Below are 21,567 nucleotides of genomic sequence, written 5' to 3'. Positions count from 1 at the left end.
GCCGGCCGCACGCGGCGCTCCCTTGTAGAGCCGAGCCATGCTCGGCTGGGGCATTACCGGGAAAGCCCATGCCGAGCATGGCTCGGCACTACAGGTGCAGCACGCGGCTTAAACCCGGCGCAGTTCCCAGGCGCGGTGGATGCGGGCGTTACGCTCGAAATCCGGGCCAATGGTCTGCGCGGAGATTTCACGGCAGATGGCGAACTCGGCGATGGCGTTCTCTTCCAACTTGAAGCGACGGAAGTTGTTGGAGAAATACAACACGCCATCCGAGGTCAACCGCGCCATCGCCGCACGCAGCAGGCGAACATGCTCGCGCTGGATATCGAAGTCTTCAGCGCGCGCCGAATTGGAGAAGGTCGGCGGATCGCAGAAGATCACGTCGTAACGGTTCTTCTCCGCTTCCAACCAGGTCACCGCATCGGCCTGCACCAAGGTGTGCTGGCTGCCCCCCTTGCCATTGAGCGCAAGGTTGTCGGCGCACCACTGCAGGTAGGTACCGGACAGGTCGACGCTGGTGGTCGAGCTGGCACCGGCTACCGCTGCTTCCACACTGGCCACGCCGGTGTAGCAGAACAGGTTGAGGAAACGCTTGCCGCGCGATTCCTGTGCCATGTGCGTACGCAACGGGCGGTGGTCGAGGAACAGGCCGGTGTCCAGGTAATCAAACAGATTGACCCGCAGCAGCGCATCGTTTTCGCGCACCAGGATGAACTCGCCACGCTGCTCGAAGCGGCCGTACTTGCTGCCACCCTTGCCACGCTCGCGCGACTTCAGCGCAACCTGCTCGGCCGGCACCTGGAACACTTCGCGCGCAGCCGCCAGCAGCTCGTTGCGGCGGCGACGCACGTCCACGTCGGGAATGGTGGCCGGCGCCGCATATTCCTGCACATGCAGGAAGGTGCGGGCCTTGCCGCCGTCCTCACGGTAAACGTCGATGGCTGCGGCATATTCCGGCAGGTCAGCGTCATAGGCGCGGAAGCAGGTGATGCCTTCGCGGTTCAGCCAGTTCTTGAATTTCTTGAGGTTCTTGCGCAGGCGGTTGGCCACCATCTGCGCGCCTTCGCTGAGCTCACGCGGCTGGCCGGCGTTCTCGCGCTCCGGCACGGCAATCGGGTCGCAGACGATCAGTGCGCATTCGATGGCACCGTTGAACATCTGGTACTTCTTGGCCGCGCGCAGGCCGGTGGCGAAGGCCAGGTCGGCACTGCCGCACAGCAGGCTTGCACGCCAGGTCGGCACGGCGCGCTTGAGCGCATCGCCGATACGGCGGTACAACACGGTATCGGCCGCCAGACGCTCGTCATACGGCGGGTTGCAGACCACGCAGCCGGTTTCCTGCGGCGGTACCTGCACATCGGCCACGTCACGCACGCCGAACCAGATGGCCTCGCTGACGCCGGCAACTTCGGCATTTTCCTTGGCTGCGCGGATTGCCTGCGGGTCGATGTCACTGCCGTGAATGACCTGCTTCAACGCAGCGCGGCCAACCTGCTCGCGCTCACGCGCTTCAGCCGTCAATTCCTTCCATTGCGCCTGGTCAAAACCGCGCCAACGGCTGGGCGGGATGCTGCCATGGCGCTGCAGCCCCGGTGCGACGTCGGCGGCCATCAAGGCGCCTTCGATCAGCAAGGTGCCGCTGCCGCACATCGGGTCGAGCAGACCGCCGCCTTCGGCATGGATCTTCGGCCAATTGGCGCGCAGCAGCACGGCTGCGGCCAGGTTTTCCTTCAGCGGCGCATCGTTCTGCGCCATGCGCCAGCCACGGCGGTGCATCGGGCCACCGCCCAGGTCGATCGAGATCGTGGCCCTGCCCTTGCGCAGCGACAGGTTGATGCGCACGTCCGGGAACTCGACATTCACCGACGGCCGCTCAAGGCCCTGGTCGCGCAGGCTATCGACCACGCCATCCTTGACCCGCTGCGCGGCAAAGCGCGCATGGGTAATGGCGGTGCCGGACACGTGCGCGTCTACCGACAAGGTCAGCTCCGGGCTGATGTGCTGGTCCCACGGCATTGCCGCCACGCCCTGGTACAGCGAGTTTTCGTCCGGGCAGTCGAACTCATGCAGTGGCCACAGCACGCGACTGGCCAAGCGCGACCACAGCACCACCCGCTGCGCGTCGCGCAGTTCACCTTCGGCGTTGACACCGGAAATGGTGGCCGTGGCCCGTGGCAGGCCCATCGCCAGCAGTTCGTCGGCGAGCAGGTATTCGAGGCCCTTGGCACAGGAAACAAAGAAATTCACGGGTGGCATCAACTTTCAGAAAGGGAGTCAGGCGCGCCCGGCGGGCAGGCACGGCAGGCGGGCGCGGTGGCCGGCCCCGGGTGGTCCGAGGCCGCTATTGTAGGCAGTTGCCCGCTGCGCCGCCGGTTTCGGGCGGCGGCGGCGTTCACAAACCGCGCAACAAGGCCTCGAAGGCCTGTGCGGATGCGTCCACATGGCGCATCAGCCGGTGGCCGTCATCGACCAGCAGCAAGCGCGCAGAGCGCTCTGCGGCCCAGGCAATCACGTCGACGGCGGGGATCAGCTCGTCACCCCAGGCGTGAACCACGCTGATCGGCACGGCCGCAGCATCCAGCGCCGGCATGGGGCCCATCGTGGTCGGCGGCACCATCAGGAACAGCCCGGCCACCGGCACCTGCAGCGAGGTGATCGCCGAGATATAGGCGCCCAGGCTGGACCCGGCCAGCACCAAGGGGCCGCGCGCGGCCATTTCCGCCGCGCGCTCGACCAGCCGCTGCAGCCGTGCCGGCACATCGCCCACCCGGCTGATTTCGTGCCTGGCATCCAGATCGGTGTAATCCGGACGCTCATGGCTCCAGCCAAGGCGTTCGGCCACTTCGGCCAGGGCGGTGACCTTGGTCGCGTCCGGGCCGCTCTCGAAGCCGTGTGAAAGGATGCAGTGGCCGCGGCTCATGGCTGGCGGCAAGTCGTGGGGGAACTCATGCGCGAATGCTAGCATCCACCCATGCACCTGCCGCCCCCCATCATCGCCAAACCGCTGCCGTACGAGAGCCAGCTGACGCAGCGCAAGCCCACCGATATCGATCTGGTGGTGATCCACTGCACCGAGCTGCCGGACCTGGCCACTGCCCGCGAGTACGGCGAGCGCGTCCTGTACGACAACGGCACGGGCAATAGCGGGCATTACTACATCGACCGCGATGGCAGCATCCAGCAGTACGTGGCGCTGGACCGCGTTGCCCATCATGTACGCGGCATCAACCCGCGTTCCATCGGCATCGAGCTGGTCAACCGCGGGCGCTGGCCCAACTGGTTCGACGCCGACAAGCAGACCATGAGCGAGCCCTACCCCGAGGCGCAGATCGCGTCCTTGGTGCGTTTGCTGGAGTGGCTGCCGCAGGCGTTGCCCTCACTGCGCTTCATCGCCGGCCATGAGCAGCTGGATACGGCGCTGGAGCCGGCCAGCGATGATCCCAGCCGCAGCGTGCAACGCAAGCTGGACCCGGGCCCGTTGTTTCCGTGGGAGCTGGTGCTGCGCGCCGTCGACCTGCAGCGGCTGCCGGACTGAACCGGGCTACTGCGCCAGGTACTGGAATTTCTCGCCAGCGGTTACCGCTACATCCAGCCGATTGAACGCCGGGGCGATCGGGCACACCACGTGTGGGGTCAACGCGCAGGGCGGGTTCTCGGCACGGTTGAAGTCCAGCACCAGGCGGCCATCACGCGGCTCGGCTGCATACAGATAACGCGCGCCGCCATAGGTCTCCCTGCCGCTGGTGCGGTCGGAGAACAGGAAGAACAACTGCCGCGACGGCAGCGCTTCCTTGTCCAGCATGGGCTGCAGGTGGAACGTACGTCCGTCGATCTCGAATACCGCCTCGCCCGGCACCTGCGCTGACAACGGCGTGCCAATCGATGTCAGCAGCACCGCCTGCTGGGCCTTCGCATAGGGTTGCCAGCGCGCCTGTATCTGCCAGGCACGGTCAACCGGAAAATGCTCAATCCCGGGGAAGTTCCGCCGCCGCAGCGATCCGGGATCACGGAAGCGCCAACCCAGCACGCTGCCCATGCGCACGAGGTAGAACTCGGACGTTCCCAACTGGATGCGACTGGCTTCCTGCGCGCCGGCCACGCCCACCCGCAATGGCGCCTGCCGCAACGGCTGGCCATTCAGGGTGGCCCCGCTACCCGGCGCGCCTTCGATCGAGGCATCACCGTTGCCGTCGATTTTCAGCACTCCCAGCTGTGCCGGGCCCGCCGGCAACAACAAGTCGTTGCCAGCTGCACTGCCCACCCGATAGGTGCCCGGCTTCAACCGTCCCGAGCCGATATAGCTCAACCAGCCATCGCTGGCGCGCAGCCGCGCCAGGCGCTGCCCACGCCACTGTTCCACATCACGTGCGTACTGGCGCGCATCCATGGTCAAGGCACCGTCCGGGGCGGATTCGCATCCGCCCAGCAGCACTGCCAGCAGCAACCACATCCACGTTCTCATCGTCCCCCGACTCCTCGCACCGCCATGCCTGTCGACCTGCCTGCCTTACCCCACCGCAACCGGGCGTCGCTCGTCACCCGACCAGCCACTCCAGGAGTCGGCGAACACGCGCGGCCCGTGCAGGCCAGCGTGCTCAAAGGCCAGCAGCAGATGGCAGGCGGTCACCCCGGAGCCACACATCATCACCGCCTGACCGGGGGCATACGCGCCCAGCAGTGGTTGCAGCTCGGCGCGCAACTCGGCGGCCGGCCGAAAACGGCCGTCACGCAGGTTCAGCCCCAAGGGCCGGTTGAGTGCCCCAGGCACATGCCCGGCGATACGATCCAGCGGCTCCACCTCGCCGCGATAGCGCTCGCCCGCCCGTGCATCGAACAACCAGCCGGCCGCCTGCGACAGGCGCGCCTGAACTTCATCGGCGCTGACCACCTGCGCCAGATCGAAATGACCCGGATACGGCGCCGTGGCGACGACCTCCGGCACGGTCACTTCCAGTGCCTGCCCTGCGCCCTGCCAGGCCGCCAACCCACCATCAAGCACGGCAACCTTGTCGTGCCCGATCAAGCGCAACAGCCACCACAGCCGGGCAGCAGCCATGCTGCCGTCGGCGGCGTCATAGACCACCACCTGGGTCTGCGGCGTGATGCCCCAGCGCCCCAACGTCGCCGCAAACACCGCGCTGTCAGGCAGCGGGTGGCGGCCATGCCCAACCTTGCCCAGGTCGGACAGATCCTGGTTCAGGTCCGCATACAGCGCGCCGGGGATATGCCCTGCCGCGTACTGCTGCGCGCCCGACTGGGCATCGGCCAGCGAGAACCGTGCATCCATCACCCGTACCGCCGCGCTTGCCGTCGCGCGGGCATCAACTACCCGCAACGCATCCGCCTGCAGCGCAGCAGCGAGGCTGGCGACATCCACCAGGGTGGTCCACGAAAGGGGGAGGGTCATGCCACTTGCTCCAGTCGGCGTCGCAGGTTGTAGAGGATGGCGGCGGTTGCACCCCAGATGCGTTGGCCGGGCCAGGTGTACTCCATGACATGGCGCACCCGCCCCTGATAGTCCACTGGCACCTGCCGCAGGTTGGCCGGATCCATCAGGAACGCCAATGGCACCTCGAACACTTCGGCCACCTCGCCGGGCTCGGGCCGGGCGACGAAATCCGGGTCCACCACCGCCACCACCGGCGTCACGCGGAACCCCGTGATGGTGATGAACGGGTCCAGATAGCCCAAGGCAAGCACCTGACTGCCGGCAAGGGCGATCTCTTCGTCGCTTTCGCGCAAGGCCGCCGCCAGCGGGTTGCGGTCACGTTGTTCCATGCGTCCGCCCGGAAAGCCGACCTGGCCGCCGTGGTTGCGCAAGGCCTCGGTACGCCGCGTGAGGATGACCTGGGTACCCTGCGGGCGCGGCACCAGCCCGGCCAGTACCGCTGCTTCAACCGGTGGCCCAGGCGGCAACAGGTCTTCAAGCTCAGTGCGGTTCCAACCCGGGCCAGCCGGCGCCTGACGCAAGGGCAACAGCGCCTGCTGCAGGCGATCACGATCGCCCAGTCGCTCGACAAAAGTGGCCGCGTCGCGGGCGCGCCGCGGCAGATCCTGTTCCATCACACGCCGACGCTCTGATTCGCTCATCTGCATCCAACCCCCGATCTCACCGCCGGTACGCCAACACCCCCGGCACAAACCTGTCGGGTCCAAGGTACACAGCCCGACACACGGGCTGGAAATGATGCTGCGCGGCGGAGACTCAACAAATTCACACATCAAGCTAGCGTAGCGCGCCTGAGTGTCAGCGCACAGGTCAATGTATCCCCGGCAAATTGCTGCGGTGCGCCCAAAAAGTCGCGTCTGCAACGACAGGGCCCCAATTCATTTTGTGACACGCATCAATCTATTGAGCTTGGGTTAATCCAAGGGCACACTCAAGCTGCCGTCAGGGGGATCACCGAACTATCCGCGCCGCAAGCGTACCCATGCAGTCCGAAGCTTTTCGGCCTACAGGGTGTTGCTTACCACCGGGTAGCGCCTTTTCGCATCACTCTGTACGGAGTACGGAAATGAAATTGGCAAAACCTCTCCTTCTGCTTCCCGCCCTGGTCCTGGCCACGGCTTCGGCCATGGCCAGCGAGCCGCCCGCGCCGGAGCAGACTGTCGACAACGGCATGGTCGCTGGCATCGACGCCAAGACCGGCAAGCTGCGCAAACTCACCGATAGCGAGATCCGGGCCTTGTCCGACAAGGCCAACGCCATGGCCCCGGCCAGCCGCAGCGCTGCCGGTACCAACGCTGCCTGGGCACGCATTCCCCAGACCGGTACCGATGCGAGCAAGACCTTGCGTGTGCAGAGCAACGGCATGACCACCGCGGACCTGCCACTGTCCTCGCTCAACGCATTGACCGTGGAGCGTGCTGCCGATGGCAGCGTGCAGATGCTGGAGAACGGCGCATCGGTTTCGCACGATCGGCAGGAGGTCTCCAAATGAAGGTGCAACTTCTCACCGCCGTTGTTGCGGCCACGCTCTGCGCAGCCTCTGCCCAGGCCGCCATCATCACCCCGGTCAACCAGGATCCGGCAGGCAAGGGCCTCAATGACACCACCGCGCGCGCGCCGGAAGGCGGCAACCCCGGCGTCAGCGTTGGCGAACAGCGCCGCATTGTTTACCAGTACGCCGCCGATCTCTGGGGCGCGGTACTGCAGAGCAATGTGGAAACCTTTGTCGGCGCCAGCTTCCAGGACCTGGCCTGCACTGCCACCGGCGGCACGCTGGGCTCGGCCGGCGCGTCCTGGGTTGGTGCATCGGCGCCGTCAGGCACGCAGCTGGGCATGATCTATCACGGCGCGCTGGCCAACGCGGTCAATGGTTCGCGTATCACCATCAGCAGCAGCGGCACCGACATCACCAGCCGCTTCAATGCCAACCTGGGTGGCAGCAACCCCGATGGCACGCCGTGCATGACCGGCTCGGGCTGGTACTACGGCCTGGACGGCAACACCCCCGCCGGGCAGATCAACTTCCTGGACGTGGTGATGCATGAAATCGGCCACGGCCTGGGCTTCTCCGGCTTTGTCGGCTACACCAGTGGCCGGCTCGGCGAGCGCACCGGCATCAGCGCGTACTACGGTTACTCCGATGTCTACACCGACAACGCGTTCGACAACCTCACCGGCAAGCGTTTCACCGACGCATCGATGACCAACGCGCTGCGTGCGACATCGATCAAGACGCGTGGCGCGCCGGCATGGGACGGCACCAGCGCCAAATCGCAGACGCCGCTGTGGCTGGACCCGGCGCTGGTGCTGTCGGTCAGCGGAACGTCGGTGGTGTCGCAGTTCTTCGGTACCGCATCGTTCGGGCCGGCAGCTACATCGGCCAACTTCAGCGGCCCGGTGGTCGTCGCCAATGACGCAACCGGCGCAGACACCGCCGATGCCTGCGAAGCGCTGCCGGCCGGCAGCCTGGCCGGCAAGGTGGCCTACGTCAATCGCGGCACCTGCGCGTTCGAGATCAAGGCAGCCAATGCACAGGCCGCCGGTGCGGTGGCCGCCATCATCGGCAACGTCGCCAGTTCCGCGGACCCGGGTACTGCACCGGGCATGGCAGAAGATGCATCGGTCAACGCCACCATCCCAACGCTCAGCGTCAATCTCAACGATGCCAACCTGATCAAGGCCGCTGCACAGGCCGGCACCGCGATGACCGCTGCATTGGGCAATGTTGCCGGGCAGATGGCCGGTGCCGACCCCAGCGGTCGTCCCCTGCTCTACGCGCCGGCCACGGTGGCCAGTGGCTCCTCGTTCTCGCACTTCGAGAGCGTGCTCAAGCCGGATGCCTTGATGGAACCGGCCAATAGCGACAGCACCGATGCCGCACGCATCGTCGACCTGACGCTTGGCGTATTCGCCGACGAAGGCTGGGGCTTGAACAGCGGTAACGCACGTATCGGCAGCTGCGATACCGGCGTCAAGCTGTTCAAGGCACCGGGCATGATTGCCGGTGCGAACGTGCAGGCACAGGACCGTTTGTGCCGGGTTGGCGCCAAGGGCAACCGCGGCCAATACCTGCGCTGCATGAACGACACCGCCAGCAGCCTGAAGGCCATCGGCATGGTCAACACGGTGGAACAGGCCGGCATTCGTAGTTGCGCGGCGAAATTGACCTCGCTGTAAAACTCAGTTGTTTCATCAAAAGCACCGGCGCCATTTGGCGCCGGTGCCTCTATCACCTGCCCAACCAAACGCCCCGCACCGCCCGGTTATCCATACGCTTTACCTGCGATGCTGGACGACAAGACGTCAGCGGGCCCACGCAAAAATACCCCTCACAGCTTGGCTACGCACTGGCGCGCCTTCACCACTTCTGCACTACTGAGCAGGGTCTGATCATGCAACCAATTGATCTGATCATTCATGCAGCGTAGTTGCTGAGCGCGGCTTCCGACAAAGGCTGTCTTGCACATATTGTTGTGTGCAATGAGATTGGCACCGGGAATGAATCCATCCTTGTAGACCGGGATACCCGTGTCGCAGTTACCAAGCTTCGCCGTGCCGTTTCGGTTTGTCGGCCACCCCATTTCCTCCATCATGTCCAGGACCATGCCGATCGACACGTCGGCGCGCATACCACGCGCCTCTATAGCCTCCATGATGGCATCTGGCGACATTTCGGGATCGATATGCGACAAGGTACTCCCCGCCGCAAACAGCCTCGGCGTGTACAGCTTCACCCTACCGGCTGCATCCAGACCGTTAAACTGCGTCTTATCAACGACAAACCCTGTCGCCACCACCGGTACCGTAGAACGAAGCGCAACCCCCACTTCCTGCGTCACGGTGATGACCGGCACCTTTATCTGCGGACGAAAGGACCCACCTGCGCCCGCAGGTAGCGCATCCAACGGGATATCGTTTGCGACAATAACCCCGACTGCTCCGAGGTTCTGGACATTCAGAACTTTCCGCCCAGTCTCGCACCCCCCTCTTTCAACAAGTGCCACCTTTCCCACCAGATCATCCCGATTGCGGATCTTCGGCTGTCCCTCAGCCCCATCACAACCGGTATGAAGGACCCGACCGTCTGGCAGCACTTCATCATCCACAAGCACGATCTCCCCCTTCATTGCGCTCCGATCCTGAGGGCCAAACGAGGCACCCCGGAATTCATGCAAGGCTGGCTGCGGGGAAGTTATTTTGAACAACGTCTTGTTCTCAGCCAACAAAGCCGCGGTGGCGGTTGCTTTTTCCCCTTTCCAAACAGACCGTCCGGGATTGGCAATCGCCACCGCAAGTGCTTTCTCCCCCCTTTCGAAATCGTTATATGACTTCGACGAATCGTTTGACCATGCCATTGCCCCATACGGCGAGTCAAAGAGATTAGTACCAACGCCAAGGGAATAGAACCCAAGCCCATGCCCTATTTCATGCATGACCACATTCAGAAAGTTGGATCGAAATTCTGGATTGTCCGGTGAATTTCCATGCAGGCCATAGAACCAACCATTTGCACCAAGCTCCTGGCAATCAACATCATCAACTCTCGCGTTGAATTCCGAATCAATATGATTTCCTGCAACATCAAAGTCCCGACCAGCAACGGCATTGGCCAGAGCGACCGCGTAATAGGAATCGACGGCACCACCTGATGCCACACGATCCTCCGCGACAACGCTCGCCGCACTCGCGGCACCAAGAACTACATAACCCTTAGAGCATGCCAGCGGTGAAAACGATGCTGAAACGCGTATCTCTGGCACGTTTCCCAATAGCGCTGCCCAGAGATCTGCCGCGTACTGAAACGTAATCTGACGCTGCTGCCCCAAGGTTCGCCCCGGATTTCCACCCAGCGGCAACTGCGGCCTTGGATCGTTCAGCCCTACACCGGGCGCATCCTGATTGATCAGCCTGATCTTTGTCTGCGCCGGCGCGGGCGACGGCGCCAAACATAGTGCTGCTGCGACACTGGCAGCAATCAATTGTAGTTTCATCACTCCCCCTGTTTAGTTGGTGTCGCTTTGACGTGGCTCGTGTGAGGCGCTGAAACCGCCTCCTTCATTTGGCACCGCCCGCATTGGAAACAACTCCTCAAAGGAGGTGAATATCACGCCGTCACCGCGCGCCGCCGACTCCCGCAATGCCTGCTCCCGGGTCTCGGGCATCTTGGCCAGCCTGCGATTGAGGTTCTCCGACGCAGCCCTATCTGCCGCAGTACGGCGTATCCCCGCCGCCGCGATTCTTCGCTCCACATCCGCTACGGTGCTGCGTCCCGTGCGAGCCCGCGCGCGCTGCTGATCGGCCTTGGTCATCGGCACACCAATCAGCGCAGCGAAATCCGGTACTTCCTTTGCCGTCTGCGCCCATACGCTGCCGCCTTGCAGACACAGGAGCGCTGCAATACACCCCAAAGCACGCGCTACCGTCTTTCTGTTTGATTGCATTTACTTACCCTCTCGTAAGAAACGATGACGGTGGTTGCAGCCATGACCCACGTTGGGCAAGCAAGCAGCCCCTAGCGGCTACCTGCCATCGCCTCAATCAGATCCGCGCGGGCAGTTGCACGCTTGGTCCGCGCGAAGGCCAGCCACCTGGATGTACACACAACACCTCCCGGGCAACGCCTTGAAGGAAAGGCTGGACGTACATCACCCAGCGTACGAATGACGGCGGCATGGGAATGGCTCTGCATTCGCCATTGGATGCCTGTAATCCGCGATTCGGAGGGTACGGATGCCGGCCATCAAGGGGACCGGAATGCTGACGACATACATCGACCAGGCACAGCACCGACGCGGCGCCAGGAACCTGGCTGTAGCGCTGTGGTGATCGCCGGCAAGCTGGTTACTTCTGATGAAGAAACTATGCCCTTAGTGCTGCTCGGCGTGATCTGCATGCCCGATTGTTTTTCCCGGCACATCCAAATACCCGCCGTTTGCCCACACTCGCCGGGCAGCCAGGAGCCATAACCGATCCCCCATCCCGGACAACATCTGTTGCCCGCGCATCTCCCTTGCTGCCGCACCACCCAACACTTCGCTTCCCCGGGAGAAACCAGATGAAATCGGCCATACCTTTAATAGTTTTCCTGACCGTAGCAGGGCATAGCGCCGTTGCGTTTGCCAGTGATCCGGCCCCGCATTTCAAACCGACAGACGGCACCGCCAACGACATGCTTGTCGGCGTTGATGTCTTGAGCGGAAAGACGCGACGCCTCACGAACGAAGAAATCAGCGCCTTGGCAGACAAGGCCAATGCAATGCCGCGCAGCAACGTGGACGCCACCTGGGCCCGGGTCCCGCGCAATGGGATGGAGGCGAAGCAAACGATTCGGCACCGCGGCAATGGCAAGGCCAGCATGGACGTACCACTGTCCGCCATGTCGTCGCTGGCCGTAACCCGCCAGGCAGATGGCAGCCTGTCCATGGGCGAATTGGACGTCGATGCCAACCACAGCGCTGCAGGAGTGAGCAAATGAAGTCCTTGTGGCTATCGGCCCTGGCCATTTCCTGCTGCCTTTCCGGCCAGGTACACGCATCCAGGCTCACCCTCATGAACACCGACCCGGCAGGCAAGGGCTTGAATGACCCAACCCCGCGCACACCGGTGGGCGACAACCCCGGCCGCAGCGTGGGCGAACAGCGACGCATCGTTTATCAGTACGCCGCCGACCTGTGGGGCTCCGTACTTGAAAGCGATATCGACATCATCGTGGGGGCCAGCTTCCAGGACCTACGATGCTTACCTACTACAGGCGTCCTGGGTTCGGCAGGCCCAGCATGGGTCGCGACAAGCGCGCCCGAAGCCAGTAGCCCAGGTATGCTGATCCATGGTCCGCTGGCCAACGCCATGCAGGGCAAGCGCATCGATATCAGTGACAGTGGCATGGACATCGCCAGCCGCTTCAACGCAAACCTGGGCGGCACCAACCCGGATGGCAGCTCGTGCTTGACCGGTTTGGACTGGTACTACGGACTGGATGGCCAAGCACCCCAATCCGGCATCTCCTTCCTGGATGTGGTGATGCACGAAATGGCGCATGGGCTGGGATTTTCCGGTTTCGTCGGCTATGGCAATGGCAGGTTGGGCGACCGTCTGGGCGTGCCCGAGCTGTACGGCTACTCCGACAGCTACACGCAGCTTGCATTTGACAATCTTCAAGGCAAGCCCTTTGCAGACACAACGATGACCGACGCAATGCGCGCTCTGTCCATCCGCACGCCCGGCGCACCCAGTTGGAGCGGCCCCGCCGCCATTGCTGCAGCGCGACTCTGGCTGCGGCCAAGTCTGCAGCTTGTCGTGGAAGGCGGGGCGGCACCCCCGCTTGTGACCTACAACGTTGGGACCGCCGCGTTTGGCCCTGCGCTGCCGAACAACGTGTTCTCGGGAGACCTCGCACTGGCGAATGATGCAAGCGGCGGCGACCCAGCCGATGCCTGTGAAGCACTGCCAACCGACAGCCTGAAAGGCAGGATCGCCTTCATCAATCGTGGCTCCTGCGATTTCGAAGCCAAGGTAGCCAATGCGCAAGCGGCCGGGGCCGTTGCAGCCATCATCGGCAATGTCGCCAGTTCGCCCAATCCGAACAGCACCCTGACGATGTCCGATGTCGAGGCCTACAAGGCCACGATCCCGGCCATCCAGCTGACACTTGCCGACAGCGACCGTATCCGCGCAGGACTCAAATCTGCATCCCTCAAGGCATCCACCACGGTGGCCCCCAACAAACGCGTTGGCAGCGATCTGGCCGGACGGCCCTTGCTATACGCACCACCGGAGGTGGAACAGGGGTCATCGTTCTCGCACTTTGACTACAGCGCCAGCCCCAACGTGTTGATGGAACCCAGCGCCAGCGACGACACCGACGCCGCCCACCTGGTCGACCTGACCCTGGGCACGTTTGCCGACCAGGGGTGGAAGCTCAATCCGGGGAACGCACGCATCGGCGACTGCGACACCGGCGTCAAACTGTTCAAACAACCCGGGCTGATGGCAGGCGCCAATGTGCAGGCACAGGATCGGGTGTGCCGGCTCTCTGCCAAGGGCAGCCGCGTAACCTATCTGCGCTGCATGAGCGACAACGCCGCCACGCTGCGTTCGCTGCAGTTGATCAACAGCATCGAGCAGACCGCCATCCGCGCCTGCGCAGCCAAGGTGATCAAACTGGACTAGCCACCCCACCGCTCCAGCCAGCGCCCCCGTTTGCGGGTACCGCGCATAAAATAACGCCGGTGTTGCCACCGGCGTTTTTCTTCATGCGGGTTGTGCGCGATTACTTGACGCTGACCAGCTTGATTTCGAACTGCACAGCCACGTTCGGCGGGAACGGGGTGCGCGGGTCGGCACCATAGGCCTGATCCGGCGGCAGGGTGACTTCCCACTTGGCGCCGGCCGGCATCTGCAGCAGGGTCGAACGCATGGCAGCCATCTCGACTTCGCTCAGCTTGATCGACGGGATCGACTGGGCCGGACGGGCTTCGGTGGGACGCTGGCCGTACGGGAACGGACCGGCAACTTCCAGGGCAACGGTGCTGGCCTGGGTCGGCTTGGCGCCATTGCCAGCTTCGATCACGCGGTACTGCACGTTGTTGGCAAGGCTCTGCACGCCGGGCTTGGCCTTGTTGGCGGCCAGGAACTGGTCACTGCGGGTCTTGTTTTCAGCGGCAGCCTTTTCGTACTCGGCCTTGGCAGCCTGGGCACGGCCCTGCTCACGACGCTGGAAAGCCTCGACGGCCGGCTTCAGCTGGTCGGCGGTGATGGCCGGCTGCTTCTTGGCGTAGGCGTCCTGCAGGCCCTTGACCACCGAAGCGATGTCCAGCTGTTCGCCGCGGCCGGTGAGTTCAGCCAAGTTGTTGCCGTAATCGTAGCCAAAGTAATAGCTCAGCTTGCCCTTCTCGGACGAGACGTCCTGGGCGAATGCAGTGCCGGTGATGGCCAGGGCGGCCACGGCGACCGCGATAGAACGCAACTTCATCAAACAGTTCTCCAGGAAAGGTGTCTCAGGGCAACCATGCCGCTAGAGGCGACGGGTTAGGATAGCCGTCACAAAGGCTGTCCGCCACTGACGACGCCGATTCAGACAGGCCAAGGGTTCCGAGAGTTCCCGGCTCACTTTTTTTTAACTTTTCAGGAGTCCCGCTGTATGTCCGATGCCCCGGTTTCCACCCGCACCCAGGATGGCGTTCACACCATTACCGTGCAGCGCCCGGAGAAGCTCAATGCCCTCAACCGGCAGACCCTGGAAGCCCTGGATGCCGCGTTTGCCGCAGCCGCGCAGGATGACGCCGTGCGGGTGGTGGTGCTGACCGGGGCCGGCAACAAGGCGTTCGTGGCCGGCGCGGACATCGCGGAGATGAACACCTTGACGCCCGTACAGGGCCGGGATTTCTCGCTGGTCGGCCAGCGCCTGATGCGCCGGATCGAGCGTTTGAACAAGCCGGTCATCGCAATGGTGAATGGTTTTGCACTGGGCGGCGGCATGGAACTGGCCATGGCCTGCCACCTGCGCATCGCTGCGGACAGCGCCAAGGTCGGCCAACCGGAGATCAATCTGGGCCTGGTGCCCGGCTTTGGCGGCACCCAGCGCCTGCTGCGCCTGGGCGGCCGCGCCGCTGCGCTGGAGCTGTGCCTGCTGGGCGCACCCATCGGCGCGGAACGGGCGCAGCAGTTGGGTCTGGTCACCCGTGTCGTGCCGGCCGCCGAGCTGGAAGCGGAGACCACCAAGCTCGCCCAGCAACTGGCCAACGCCGCACCGCTTGCGCTGCGCGGCATCCTGGATGCCATCAACGTGGGCGGCGAATGCGGCATTGAAGAAGGGCTGGAATATGAAAGCGCGCAGTTCGGCCTGGTGTTCTCTACCCAGGACATGCGCGAAGGCACCAGTGCCTTCCTGGAACGCCGCAAGCCGGAATTCAAGAACTGCTGAGCCGCACCATGCCTGTAAGCACCCCACCCCGACAGCTGCTGCAACTGATACTGGATGACGACCTGGATGCGGCGCTACGCGCGGGTCTGATGGAGTACCAGCCACAGCCCGATCACGCGCAGTTGGACACGGCCTACCCCGACCTGCCGCAGCGCCTGCAGCACGCGCAGCAGCAGCTGCACACCGCCTGGGCCGCACGCGAACGCCATCGTGCCCGTGCGGCACGACTGGCACGGCGCGCCGCCGAACGCGAGGCGCGGCGCGCACCGCCACCGGCGCCGGACAGCAAACCCGCCCTGCCCTCGGCAGCGGCGGCCATCCTGGCCCGGGCCAAGGCACGTGCGGCAGGGACCCCGAACGCGTGATGGCCAGCGTCCTGAAGAAATCGACAAAGAAGGTCGTCAGCAAAAAGCGTACTGGCAAAACGCCGGCAAAGACCGCTGCCGCAAGCAAGTCCGCACCGACACGTGGCAGCAAACGCATGAATGCTGCCGAGGTGCTGGAGATGTTCACGCGCCTGCGCGAGCTCAACCCGCATCCGACCACCGAGCTGGAATACAGCACGCCGTTCGAGTTGCTGGTCGCGGTGACCCTGTCGGCACAGGCCACCGACGTGGGCGTCAACAAGGCCACGCGCAAACTGTTCCCGGTGGCCAATACCGCACAGGCGATCCTCGACCTGGGCGAAGAAGGCTTGAAGCGCTACATCGCCACCATCGGCCTGTTCAATGCCAAGGCCAAGAACGTGATCGCCGCCTGCGCCATCCTGATGGAAAAACATGGCGGCCAGGTCCCGGCTGATCGCGCGGCATTGGAGGCCTTGCCGGGGGTCGGACGCAAGACCGCCAACGTGGTCCTCAACACCGCTTTCGGCCAGCCAACCATGGCCGTGGATACGCATATCTTCCGCGTCGCCAACCGTACCGGGCTGGCACCGGGCAAGGATGTGCGGGCAGTCGAGGACGGGCTGGTCAAGGTCATCCCCACCGAGTTCCTGCAAGACGCCCACCATTGGCTGATCCTGCACGGGCGCTATGTCTGCAAGGCGCGCAAACCGGACTGCCCGCAATGCGTGATCCGCGACCTGTGCCACTTCAAGGACAAGACCGCCGACGCCGCCTGAGCGTTGGCAGCTGCCATCTGGACGACACTTCCCCGTAACAGCGCGCCTGCCCAATACGCAGGCGCTTGCCCCGTCGAGGGCAAGTCCGTCGCCGGACTGTCACATTTACGCAATCTTTACAGCCTAGCCTTCGCAGCAACCTCAACCTGCCTGCAAGGCTACCCACCCAATGAAACTGCATCGCCAACTCCTCACTGCGGCCGTGGCTGCTGCACTGTTTGCGCCGGCTGCACACGCTGAAGTCGCCATCGACGTTATTGGCGGTTCCGAAATCACCTTCGAAGGCCTGGTGCAGGCTGACGGCAATTGGTTCAGCAATGACCGTGCCGACCTCAACCCGGGCCCGAACGCCACCAATCCGAACGACGGCACCAAGAACGGCAAGAACAGCGAGTTCGAGCTGCGCCGCGCCGAGCTGGTGCTCAAGGGCAAGGGCCCGGGCAATATTGAATGGGTAGTGGGCTACGACGCCAAGGCTGACAAGTTCCTGGACACCAACCTGAAGTACAAGCTGGGCGGCAACAGCAACCACTTCCTGCAGGCCGGCCAGTTCAAGCAGCCCAACAGCCTGGAAGAGCTGTCCAGCACCAAGAACAACGACTTCATTTCCAAGGCCACGGTCACCAATACCTATGCCGTCGCGCGTCGCCTGGGTGTCGGCTACGGCGTAGGCGATGCCGACTGGTCGATCACCGCATCGGCCTTCGGCCGCGAGCTGACCCGCGACCTGGCACACGGCAGTGGCTACGGTGTGCGCGGCACCTTCGCGCCGATCAACGAGAAGGGCAATATCCTGCACTTCGGCCTGAGCTACGTTGACTACGATACCGACGCCGACACGCTGCGCCTGCGCGCACGCCCGAATGCTGACCTGGCGGGCGTTCGCCTGGTGGACAGCGGCGACATGAAGGACAGCGATCGCGTCAGCACCATCGGCGCCGAGGCGATGTACGTGCAGGGCCCGTTCAAGGCCCAAGCCGAGTATTACAACGCCAAGGTCAAGCGCTATGACCATGACAACTACAGCACCGATGGTTACTACATCAGCGGCGTGTGGAACGTCACCGGCGAGACCTGGGGCTACAAGGGCGGCACCCCGAGCCTGGGCCTGCCGGACGAGCCGGGCCGCGGCATGTGGCAGCTGGGCGCACGTTTCGACAGCATCGACCTGAACGATGGCGGCCTGCGTGCCCCGGCCGTGATCGGCGGCGCCCCGCTGGTGGACGGTGTGCTGGGCGGCAAGATGGACATCTGGACGGTGGGTGCCAACTGGTACTGGCGCTCCAACTTCAAGGCTTCGCTGAACTACGTGATGGTCGACAGCAAGAAGTACAACGCCGGCAAGACTGCCTTCCTCAGCGACAAGCCGGACATTCTGGAAGCGCGCCTGCAGTTCTTCTGGTAATACCCTCAGGAAAGCCCGACGATTAGGAGATCCCATGAAAGGATTTATGGCTGCAATCGTTATTGGTTTTTTTTCACTATTCTGCTTTGACGCCTCAGCACAACGTTATTTCGGCTACTACGGAAATGACGGCGACCTGATCCAGAACTACGACCACATCAATCTCCATCACATAATGTGGCCGCCATCAGATCCCGTCCAGGCAACCGATTTTATCCTCCGCGAACTGGATCAATCACGGATGCTAGGCGTCAAGGCAATGGTGACTGTTGACACACTACTGTTCAACTTTCCGAATCGAAAATGCCCGGCCAGTCCACGTCGTGACATTGAAGCGACACGCACCATCTGGGCCAATTTCGTAAAAAGACTGTCCACGGCTGGGCATCTCGGCCCGAATGGAACGGTTGTCGCCTTCTACCTAATCGATGAGCCTGAACTGTGTGGTTTACAGGATAGATTTGTACAGATAGAAAACGGAGCCGAAGGCTTTTTTTCGATTCCCGACAATCAGGCAATTCGGGATGCGACCGGAGTTATCCGCGCCAATCCACTATCTGCCAGCATCCCAATTACGGCAATTAGCCATGAAGTGATGACGGATGGTGGCAGGTACTTCGACTGGTTGGGCATAGACTATTACGGAAAGAACGATTCAACCGCGATTGGATACAATGACTTTTCGGGAATGCTCACATACTGTCATGACATGGATCCTCCACTAGGAGTAGACCAGCATCTTTGGTCTACCAACTGCAAGAATTGGACTCGATTGCCGAAGATCATTCTCGTCCCGCAGGCGGCAACTGGAGGATGTGGCCTTGATGGTAGTCCCCACAACCCACAAGCGTGGTTCGACGAATTCAAACGCCAATGGCTTGGGGAGGAAGTTCTATTAATGCCCTTCCTATGGAAAAGCCAGAACGGCGGTCAATGCCCGGGAACCAAGGATTTACCGGCCCTTCGAAGTCAATACAAGCAGATTGGGCTTCAGATCAAGAGCGGACAAATTCCATAGAGTTGCCGAGCTGATCCAGCCTATAAAAGACAAACGCCCCGCTAGGGGCGTTTGTCTTTTATAGGCTGGATGGTGATCGGAACAGGGTTAGTCGCGAAGCCGATTGCGTAATTGCGCAAGCGACCACCGTTGTGCCAGCTTCGCAGCTGCCGGCGCTCCGGAAAAGCCGATAGCACCTACGCACCTAATAGCCTCAATACACGAACGATGCCACAAGCTGAAGCTGTGTAAGCTTCGCGGCTCATGTCGCTCCTACGATAAACCCCGGGGGCGCATCAACTGGACGGATCCATGCGTACCTGCTTGCTTGTACTGCTGCTCTCCCTGCCCTTGACCGCCTTCGCCCAGGACTGTGGCGATGACAGCGCTACCCGCATCACTCAGGCCTATGAGCAACGCGATATCAGCACCCTACCCGATCGCCCCGGCTGGGCCATCGACATTGCGCGCAGCGTTTGCCGGGTCTGGCCAGCGGACACGTCATTGACCCTGATGGCCGTGCCGGTATTGGGCCCGGAAGAGTTCAATGGCGACGTTCAACAAGGCGACCTGGATGTACTGGTTGTCGACAGCGCTACGCTGCACCCGCGTGCTGGACTGCGCCTGCCCGACGCCATGAGCAGCGACGCGATCCGCGTGGATGGCGTGTATCTGGATACCGCGCGCTATCGCCTGTCGGCCGATACCCGCGCATTTGGCGTGCGCATCACGCGCAGTGGGTCCTCGCGAGCGAACCCGTTCGGCGATGAAAAGCTGCAGCTGTTCGTGAACGAAGGTAGTCGCCTGGAGGTGATCACCGACCCCATCGTCATGCAGCGCACCAACGGCGAATGGGACACCAACTGTGCCGGCGAGTTCCAGGAACTCAGCCGCACGCTGGAGGTGGGTGCGGTACCCAAGCAAGGCTGGGCTCCGCTGCGCATCCGCGAGCGCAGCAGCGAAACCCTGCAACGCGAGGACGCCGACGGCAGCTGCAACGAGACCCGCAAGACGCTGCCGGGCGCCGTCCATACGCTCACCCCGCAGGGCCGCCACTACCCCCTTCCGGAGGCCGTGAAAGCCGCGTTCTGAGGCGATGAAACGCTGTCATGCGAGCGTCATATGACAGACGCTGCGCTGTCATCAAATGGTTATGGAATAGGCGCCGGGCGGCACTCACCGCACATTAACTCCCAGGAGCCTTTCGTGATCCACGCCATCAAATCGCGCGCCGTCGTCGCCATCCTCGCCGCGTCGTCCGTGTTCGCCGCCAACGCTGCCGATGTCACCGGCGCTGGCGCTTCCTTCATCTACCCGGTCATGTCCAAGTGGTCGGCCGACTACGCAGCTGCGACCAACAAGCGCGTCAACTACCAGTCCATCGGTTCGGGCGGCGGCATTGCCCAGATCAAGGCCAACACCGTGGACTTCGGCTCGTCCGATGCGCCGCTGCGTCCGGAAGAACTGGCGTCTTCGGGCCTGGTGCAGTTTCCGTCGGTGATCGGCGGCGTGGTGCCGGTGCTGAACGTGGCTGGCGTGGAAGCCGGCGCAATGAAGCTCGACGGCCCGACCCTGGCCAACATCTTCCTGGGCAAGATCACCAAGTGGAATGATCCGGCCATCGTTGCCCTCAACGCCGGCCTGACCCTGCCCGACACCAAGATCACCGTCGTGCACCGCTCCGATGGTTCGGGCACCACCTTCAACTTCGTCAACTTCCTGTCCAAGGTCAATGCCGACTGGAAGACCAGCGTCGGCGAAGGCACCAGCGTCCAGTGGCCGGTCGGCATCGGCGGCAAGGGCAATGAAGGCGTGGCCGCCTACGTCAAGCAGATCAAGGGTTCGATCGGCTACGTGGAGTTCTCCTACGCGCTGCAGAATCGCCTGACCTTCTCGCGCATGAAGAACGCTGCCGGCAACTTCGTGCAGCCGCGCGATGAAACCTTCTCGGCGGCTGCTGCCAGCGCCGACTGGACCAACGCACGTGATTTCTACCTGGTCATGACCAACGCCCCGGGCGACCAGGCGTGGCCGATCACCGCCACCAATTTCATCCTGATGCGCAAGCAGCCCAAGACCGCTGAAGGCGCCAAGGCCACGATCGAGTACTTCCGCTGGATCTACGCCAACGGCGACGCCCAGGCCCGCCAGCTGGACTACGTGCCGCTGCCGGATCCGCTGGTGCGCCAGATCGAAACCTACTGGCAGCAGAACCTGAACTATTGAGTGTAGAGGCGACGAGTCCCTCTCCCTCGTCGCCTCAGGCGCGGATCGAGCGATCCGCGCCCTTTTTTTTGCTGACGCCCGGCCCGCTTCACCCGCTTCACCTGTAGAGCCGAGCCATGCTCGGCTGAGGCGCTACCGGGCAAGCCCCTTGCCGAGCATGGCTCGGCACTACCCTGCTCCGGCCGGCTTCACCCGCTTCACCTGTAGAGCCGAGCCATGCTCGGCTGGGGCGCTACCGGGCAAGCCGCTTGCCGAGCATGGCTCGGCACTACCCTGCTCCGGCCCGGTTTACCCGCTTCACCTGTAGAGCCGAGCCATGCTCGGCTGGGGCGCTACCGGGCAAGCCGCTTGCCGAGCATGGCTCGGCACTACCCTGCTCCGGCCCGGTTTACCCGCTTCACCTGTAGAGCCGAGCCATGCTCGGCTGGGGCGCTACCGGGCAAGC

Annotated in this window: 20 protein-coding genes; 12 read left to right on the top strand and 8 right to left on the bottom strand. The window is 63.3% G+C overall.

The features are described from left to right. Positions 1-108 precede the first annotated feature (108 nt). Both rlmKL and RT460_RS11265 read right to left on the bottom strand, forming a co-directional pair. Positions 109-2,247: a bifunctional 23S rRNA (guanine(2069)-N(7))-methyltransferase RlmK/23S rRNA (guanine(2445)-N(2))-methyltransferase RlmL gene (gene rlmKL / locus RT460_RS11270; protein WP_313319048.1), complete on the bottom strand. Its 2,139-nt coding sequence runs from the start codon at positions 2,245-2,247 to the stop codon at positions 109-111. Between the two features lie 145 nt (positions 2,248-2,392). Next, entirely contained in the window at positions 2,393-2,920 is a 528-nt protein-coding gene (locus RT460_RS11265; protein WP_313319047.1) for a hypothetical protein, read from the bottom strand. 51 nt (positions 2,921-2,971) lie between these two features. Here RT460_RS11265 and RT460_RS11260 point away from each other — a divergent pair, with 51 nt between their 5' ends. Then, complete coding sequence (locus RT460_RS11260; protein ID WP_313319046.1) at positions 2,972-3,535, top strand: N-acetylmuramoyl-L-alanine amidase; 564 nt, start codon at positions 2,972-2,974, stop codon at positions 3,533-3,535. A 6-nt stretch (positions 3,536-3,541) separates the two neighbouring features. On the opposite strand, the gene RT460_RS11255 is transcribed toward RT460_RS11260, so the two are convergent. Genes RT460_RS11255 through RT460_RS11245 form a run of 3 tightly spaced genes read right to left on the bottom strand, consistent with a single transcriptional unit; the run spans position 3,542 to position 6,222 of the window. Further along, positions 3,542-4,462 carry a DUF1684 domain-containing protein gene (locus tag RT460_RS11255; RefSeq protein WP_313319045.1) on the bottom strand — a complete coding sequence of 307 codons (921 nt, stop codon included), beginning with the start codon at positions 4,460-4,462 and terminating at the stop codon, positions 3,542-3,544. A gap of 45 nt (positions 4,463-4,507) precedes the next feature. Continuing rightward, positions 4,508-5,407, bottom strand: a complete 900-nt coding sequence (locus RT460_RS11250; RefSeq protein ID WP_313319044.1) for a sulfurtransferase — start codon at positions 5,405-5,407, stop codon at positions 4,508-4,510. Continuing rightward, complete coding sequence (locus RT460_RS11245; protein WP_313319043.1) at positions 5,404-6,222, bottom strand: CoA pyrophosphatase; 819 nt, start codon at positions 6,220-6,222, stop codon at positions 5,404-5,406. The genes RT460_RS11250 and RT460_RS11245 overlap by 4 nt, the downstream gene beginning before the upstream one ends. Before the next feature lie 293 nt (positions 6,223-6,515). Between RT460_RS11245 and RT460_RS11240 the strand changes: the two genes are divergently transcribed. Both RT460_RS11240 and RT460_RS11235 read left to right on the top strand, forming a co-directional pair. Beyond that, positions 6,516-6,941: a hypothetical protein gene (locus tag RT460_RS11240; RefSeq protein WP_313319042.1), complete on the top strand. Its 426-nt coding sequence runs from the start codon at positions 6,516-6,518 to the stop codon at positions 6,939-6,941. Next, entirely contained in the window at positions 6,938-8,626 is a 1,689-nt protein-coding gene (locus tag RT460_RS11235) for a PA domain-containing protein (protein WP_313319041.1), read from the top strand. The genes RT460_RS11240 and RT460_RS11235 overlap by 4 nt, the downstream gene beginning before the upstream one ends. 152 nt (positions 8,627-8,778) lie before the next feature. Here the strand turns inward: RT460_RS11235 and RT460_RS11230 are convergent, their stop codons facing one another. Both RT460_RS11230 and RT460_RS11225 read right to left on the bottom strand, forming a co-directional pair. After that, positions 8,779-10,440 (bottom strand): PA domain-containing protein, encoded by a 1,662-nt coding sequence (locus RT460_RS11230; RefSeq protein ID WP_313319040.1) that lies wholly within the window; start codon positions 10,438-10,440, stop codon positions 8,779-8,781. A gap of 12 nt (positions 10,441-10,452) precedes the next feature. Then, a complete protein-coding gene (locus RT460_RS11225; protein ID WP_313319039.1) occupies positions 10,453-10,758 on the bottom strand; it encodes a hypothetical protein in 306 nt (101 codons plus the stop codon). A 746-nt stretch (positions 10,759-11,504) separates the two neighbouring features. Here RT460_RS11225 and RT460_RS11220 point away from each other — a divergent pair. Both RT460_RS11220 and RT460_RS11215 read left to right on the top strand, forming a co-directional pair. After that, entirely contained in the window at positions 11,505-11,924 is a 420-nt protein-coding gene (locus tag RT460_RS11220) for a hypothetical protein (RefSeq protein ID WP_313319038.1), read from the top strand. Beyond that, positions 11,921-13,618, top strand: coding sequence for a PA domain-containing protein (locus RT460_RS11215; RefSeq protein WP_313319037.1), 1,698 nt, complete (start codon positions 11,921-11,923; stop codon positions 13,616-13,618). The genes RT460_RS11220 and RT460_RS11215 overlap by 4 nt, the downstream gene beginning before the upstream one ends. A gap of 100 nt (positions 13,619-13,718) precedes the next feature. Here the strand turns inward: RT460_RS11215 and RT460_RS11210 are convergent, their stop codons facing one another. Next, positions 13,719-14,420, bottom strand: coding sequence for an FKBP-type peptidyl-prolyl cis-trans isomerase N-terminal domain-containing protein (locus RT460_RS11210; RefSeq protein ID WP_313319036.1), 702 nt, complete (start codon positions 14,418-14,420; stop codon positions 13,719-13,721). A gap of 168 nt (positions 14,421-14,588) precedes the next feature. Here RT460_RS11210 and RT460_RS11205 point away from each other — a divergent pair, with 168 nt between their 5' ends. From RT460_RS11205 to pstS, 7 genes are all read left to right on the top strand, one after another. Further along, positions 14,589-15,371, top strand: a complete 783-nt coding sequence (locus RT460_RS11205) for an enoyl-CoA hydratase-related protein (RefSeq protein WP_313319035.1) — start codon at positions 14,589-14,591, stop codon at positions 15,369-15,371. A gap of 8 nt (positions 15,372-15,379) precedes the next feature. Then, positions 15,380-15,736: a hypothetical protein gene (locus tag RT460_RS11200; protein WP_313319034.1), complete on the top strand. Its 357-nt coding sequence runs from the start codon at positions 15,380-15,382 to the stop codon at positions 15,734-15,736. A 116-nt stretch (positions 15,737-15,852) separates the two neighbouring features. Next, complete coding sequence (nth, locus tag RT460_RS11195) at positions 15,853-16,494, top strand: endonuclease III (RefSeq protein ID WP_313319033.1); 642 nt, start codon at positions 15,853-15,855, stop codon at positions 16,492-16,494. A 169-nt stretch (positions 16,495-16,663) separates the two neighbouring features. After that, the gene (locus tag RT460_RS11190) at positions 16,664-17,899 is read left to right on the top strand and encodes an OprO/OprP family phosphate-selective porin (RefSeq protein WP_313319032.1); all 1,236 of its coding nucleotides are present in this window, start codon (positions 16,664-16,666) and stop codon (positions 17,897-17,899) included. A 34-nt stretch (positions 17,900-17,933) separates the two neighbouring features. Then, positions 17,934-18,917 (top strand): hypothetical protein, encoded by a 984-nt coding sequence (locus tag RT460_RS11185; protein WP_313319031.1) that lies wholly within the window; start codon positions 17,934-17,936, stop codon positions 18,915-18,917. A 291-nt stretch (positions 18,918-19,208) separates the two neighbouring features. Next, positions 19,209-19,988 carry a hypothetical protein gene (locus tag RT460_RS11180; RefSeq protein ID WP_313319030.1) on the top strand — a complete coding sequence of 260 codons (780 nt, stop codon included), beginning with the start codon at positions 19,209-19,211 and terminating at the stop codon, positions 19,986-19,988. A 114-nt stretch (positions 19,989-20,102) separates the two neighbouring features. Then, positions 20,103-21,122: a phosphate ABC transporter substrate-binding protein PstS gene (gene pstS / locus RT460_RS11175; protein ID WP_313319029.1), complete on the top strand. Its 1,020-nt coding sequence runs from the start codon at positions 20,103-20,105 to the stop codon at positions 21,120-21,122. The last annotated feature ends 445 nt before the right edge of the window (positions 21,123-21,567 follow it).

The organism is Stenotrophomonas sp., from assembly GCF_032061965.1.
Lineage (GTDB): Bacteria > Pseudomonadota > Gammaproteobacteria > Xanthomonadales > Xanthomonadaceae > Stenotrophomonas.
The sequence above is the reverse complement of the archived record's forward strand: the minus strand, read 5'-3'. Positions and strand labels throughout refer to the sequence as shown.

Excerpts from the sequence above, each read along its gene's own strand:
- RT460_RS11255 (WP_313319045.1), bottom strand. The coding sequence starts at position 4,462 with ATGAGAACGTGGATGTGGTTGCTGCTGGCAGTGCTGCTGGGCGGATGC.
- RT460_RS11190 (WP_313319032.1), top strand. The coding sequence starts at position 16,664 with ATGAAACTGCATCGCCAACTCCTCACTGCGGCCGTGGCTGCTGCACTG.
- RT460_RS11235 (WP_313319041.1), top strand. The coding sequence starts at position 6,938 with ATGAAGGTGCAACTTCTCACCGCCGTTGTTGCGGCCACGCTCTGCGCA.
- RT460_RS11220 (WP_313319038.1), top strand. The coding sequence starts at position 11,505 with ATGAAATCGGCCATACCTTTAATAGTTTTCCTGACCGTAGCAGGGCAT.
- RT460_RS11230 (WP_313319040.1), bottom strand. The coding sequence starts at position 10,440 with ATGAAACTACAATTGATTGCTGCCAGTGTCGCAGCAGCACTATGTTTG.
- RT460_RS11200 (WP_313319034.1), top strand. The coding sequence starts at position 15,380 with ATGCCTGTAAGCACCCCACCCCGACAGCTGCTGCAACTGATACTGGAT.
- RT460_RS11215 (WP_313319037.1), top strand. The coding sequence starts at position 11,921 with ATGAAGTCCTTGTGGCTATCGGCCCTGGCCATTTCCTGCTGCCTTTCC.
- RT460_RS11260 (WP_313319046.1), top strand. The coding sequence starts at position 2,972 with ATGCACCTGCCGCCCCCCATCATCGCCAAACCGCTGCCGTACGAGAGC.
- nth (WP_313319033.1), top strand. The coding sequence starts at position 15,853 with ATGAATGCTGCCGAGGTGCTGGAGATGTTCACGCGCCTGCGCGAGCTC.
- RT460_RS11185 (WP_313319031.1), top strand. The coding sequence starts at position 17,934 with ATGAAAGGATTTATGGCTGCAATCGTTATTGGTTTTTTTTCACTATTC.
- RT460_RS11240 (WP_313319042.1), top strand. The coding sequence starts at position 6,516 with ATGAAATTGGCAAAACCTCTCCTTCTGCTTCCCGCCCTGGTCCTGGCC.
- RT460_RS11265 (WP_313319047.1), bottom strand. The coding sequence starts at position 2,920 with ATGAGCCGCGGCCACTGCATCCTTTCACACGGCTTCGAGAGCGGCCCG.
- RT460_RS11225 (WP_313319039.1), bottom strand. The coding sequence starts at position 10,758 with ATGACCAAGGCCGATCAGCAGCGCGCGCGGGCTCGCACGGGACGCAGC.
- RT460_RS11245 (WP_313319043.1), bottom strand. The coding sequence starts at position 6,222 with ATGTGTGAATTTGTTGAGTCTCCGCCGCGCAGCATCATTTCCAGCCCG.
- RT460_RS11210 (WP_313319036.1), bottom strand. The coding sequence starts at position 14,420 with ATGAAGTTGCGTTCTATCGCGGTCGCCGTGGCCGCCCTGGCCATCACC.
- RT460_RS11180 (WP_313319030.1), top strand. The coding sequence starts at position 19,209 with ATGCGTACCTGCTTGCTTGTACTGCTGCTCTCCCTGCCCTTGACCGCC.
- RT460_RS11250 (WP_313319044.1), bottom strand. The coding sequence starts at position 5,407 with ATGACCCTCCCCCTTTCGTGGACCACCCTGGTGGATGTCGCCAGCCTC.
- RT460_RS11205 (WP_313319035.1), top strand. The coding sequence starts at position 14,589 with ATGTCCGATGCCCCGGTTTCCACCCGCACCCAGGATGGCGTTCACACC.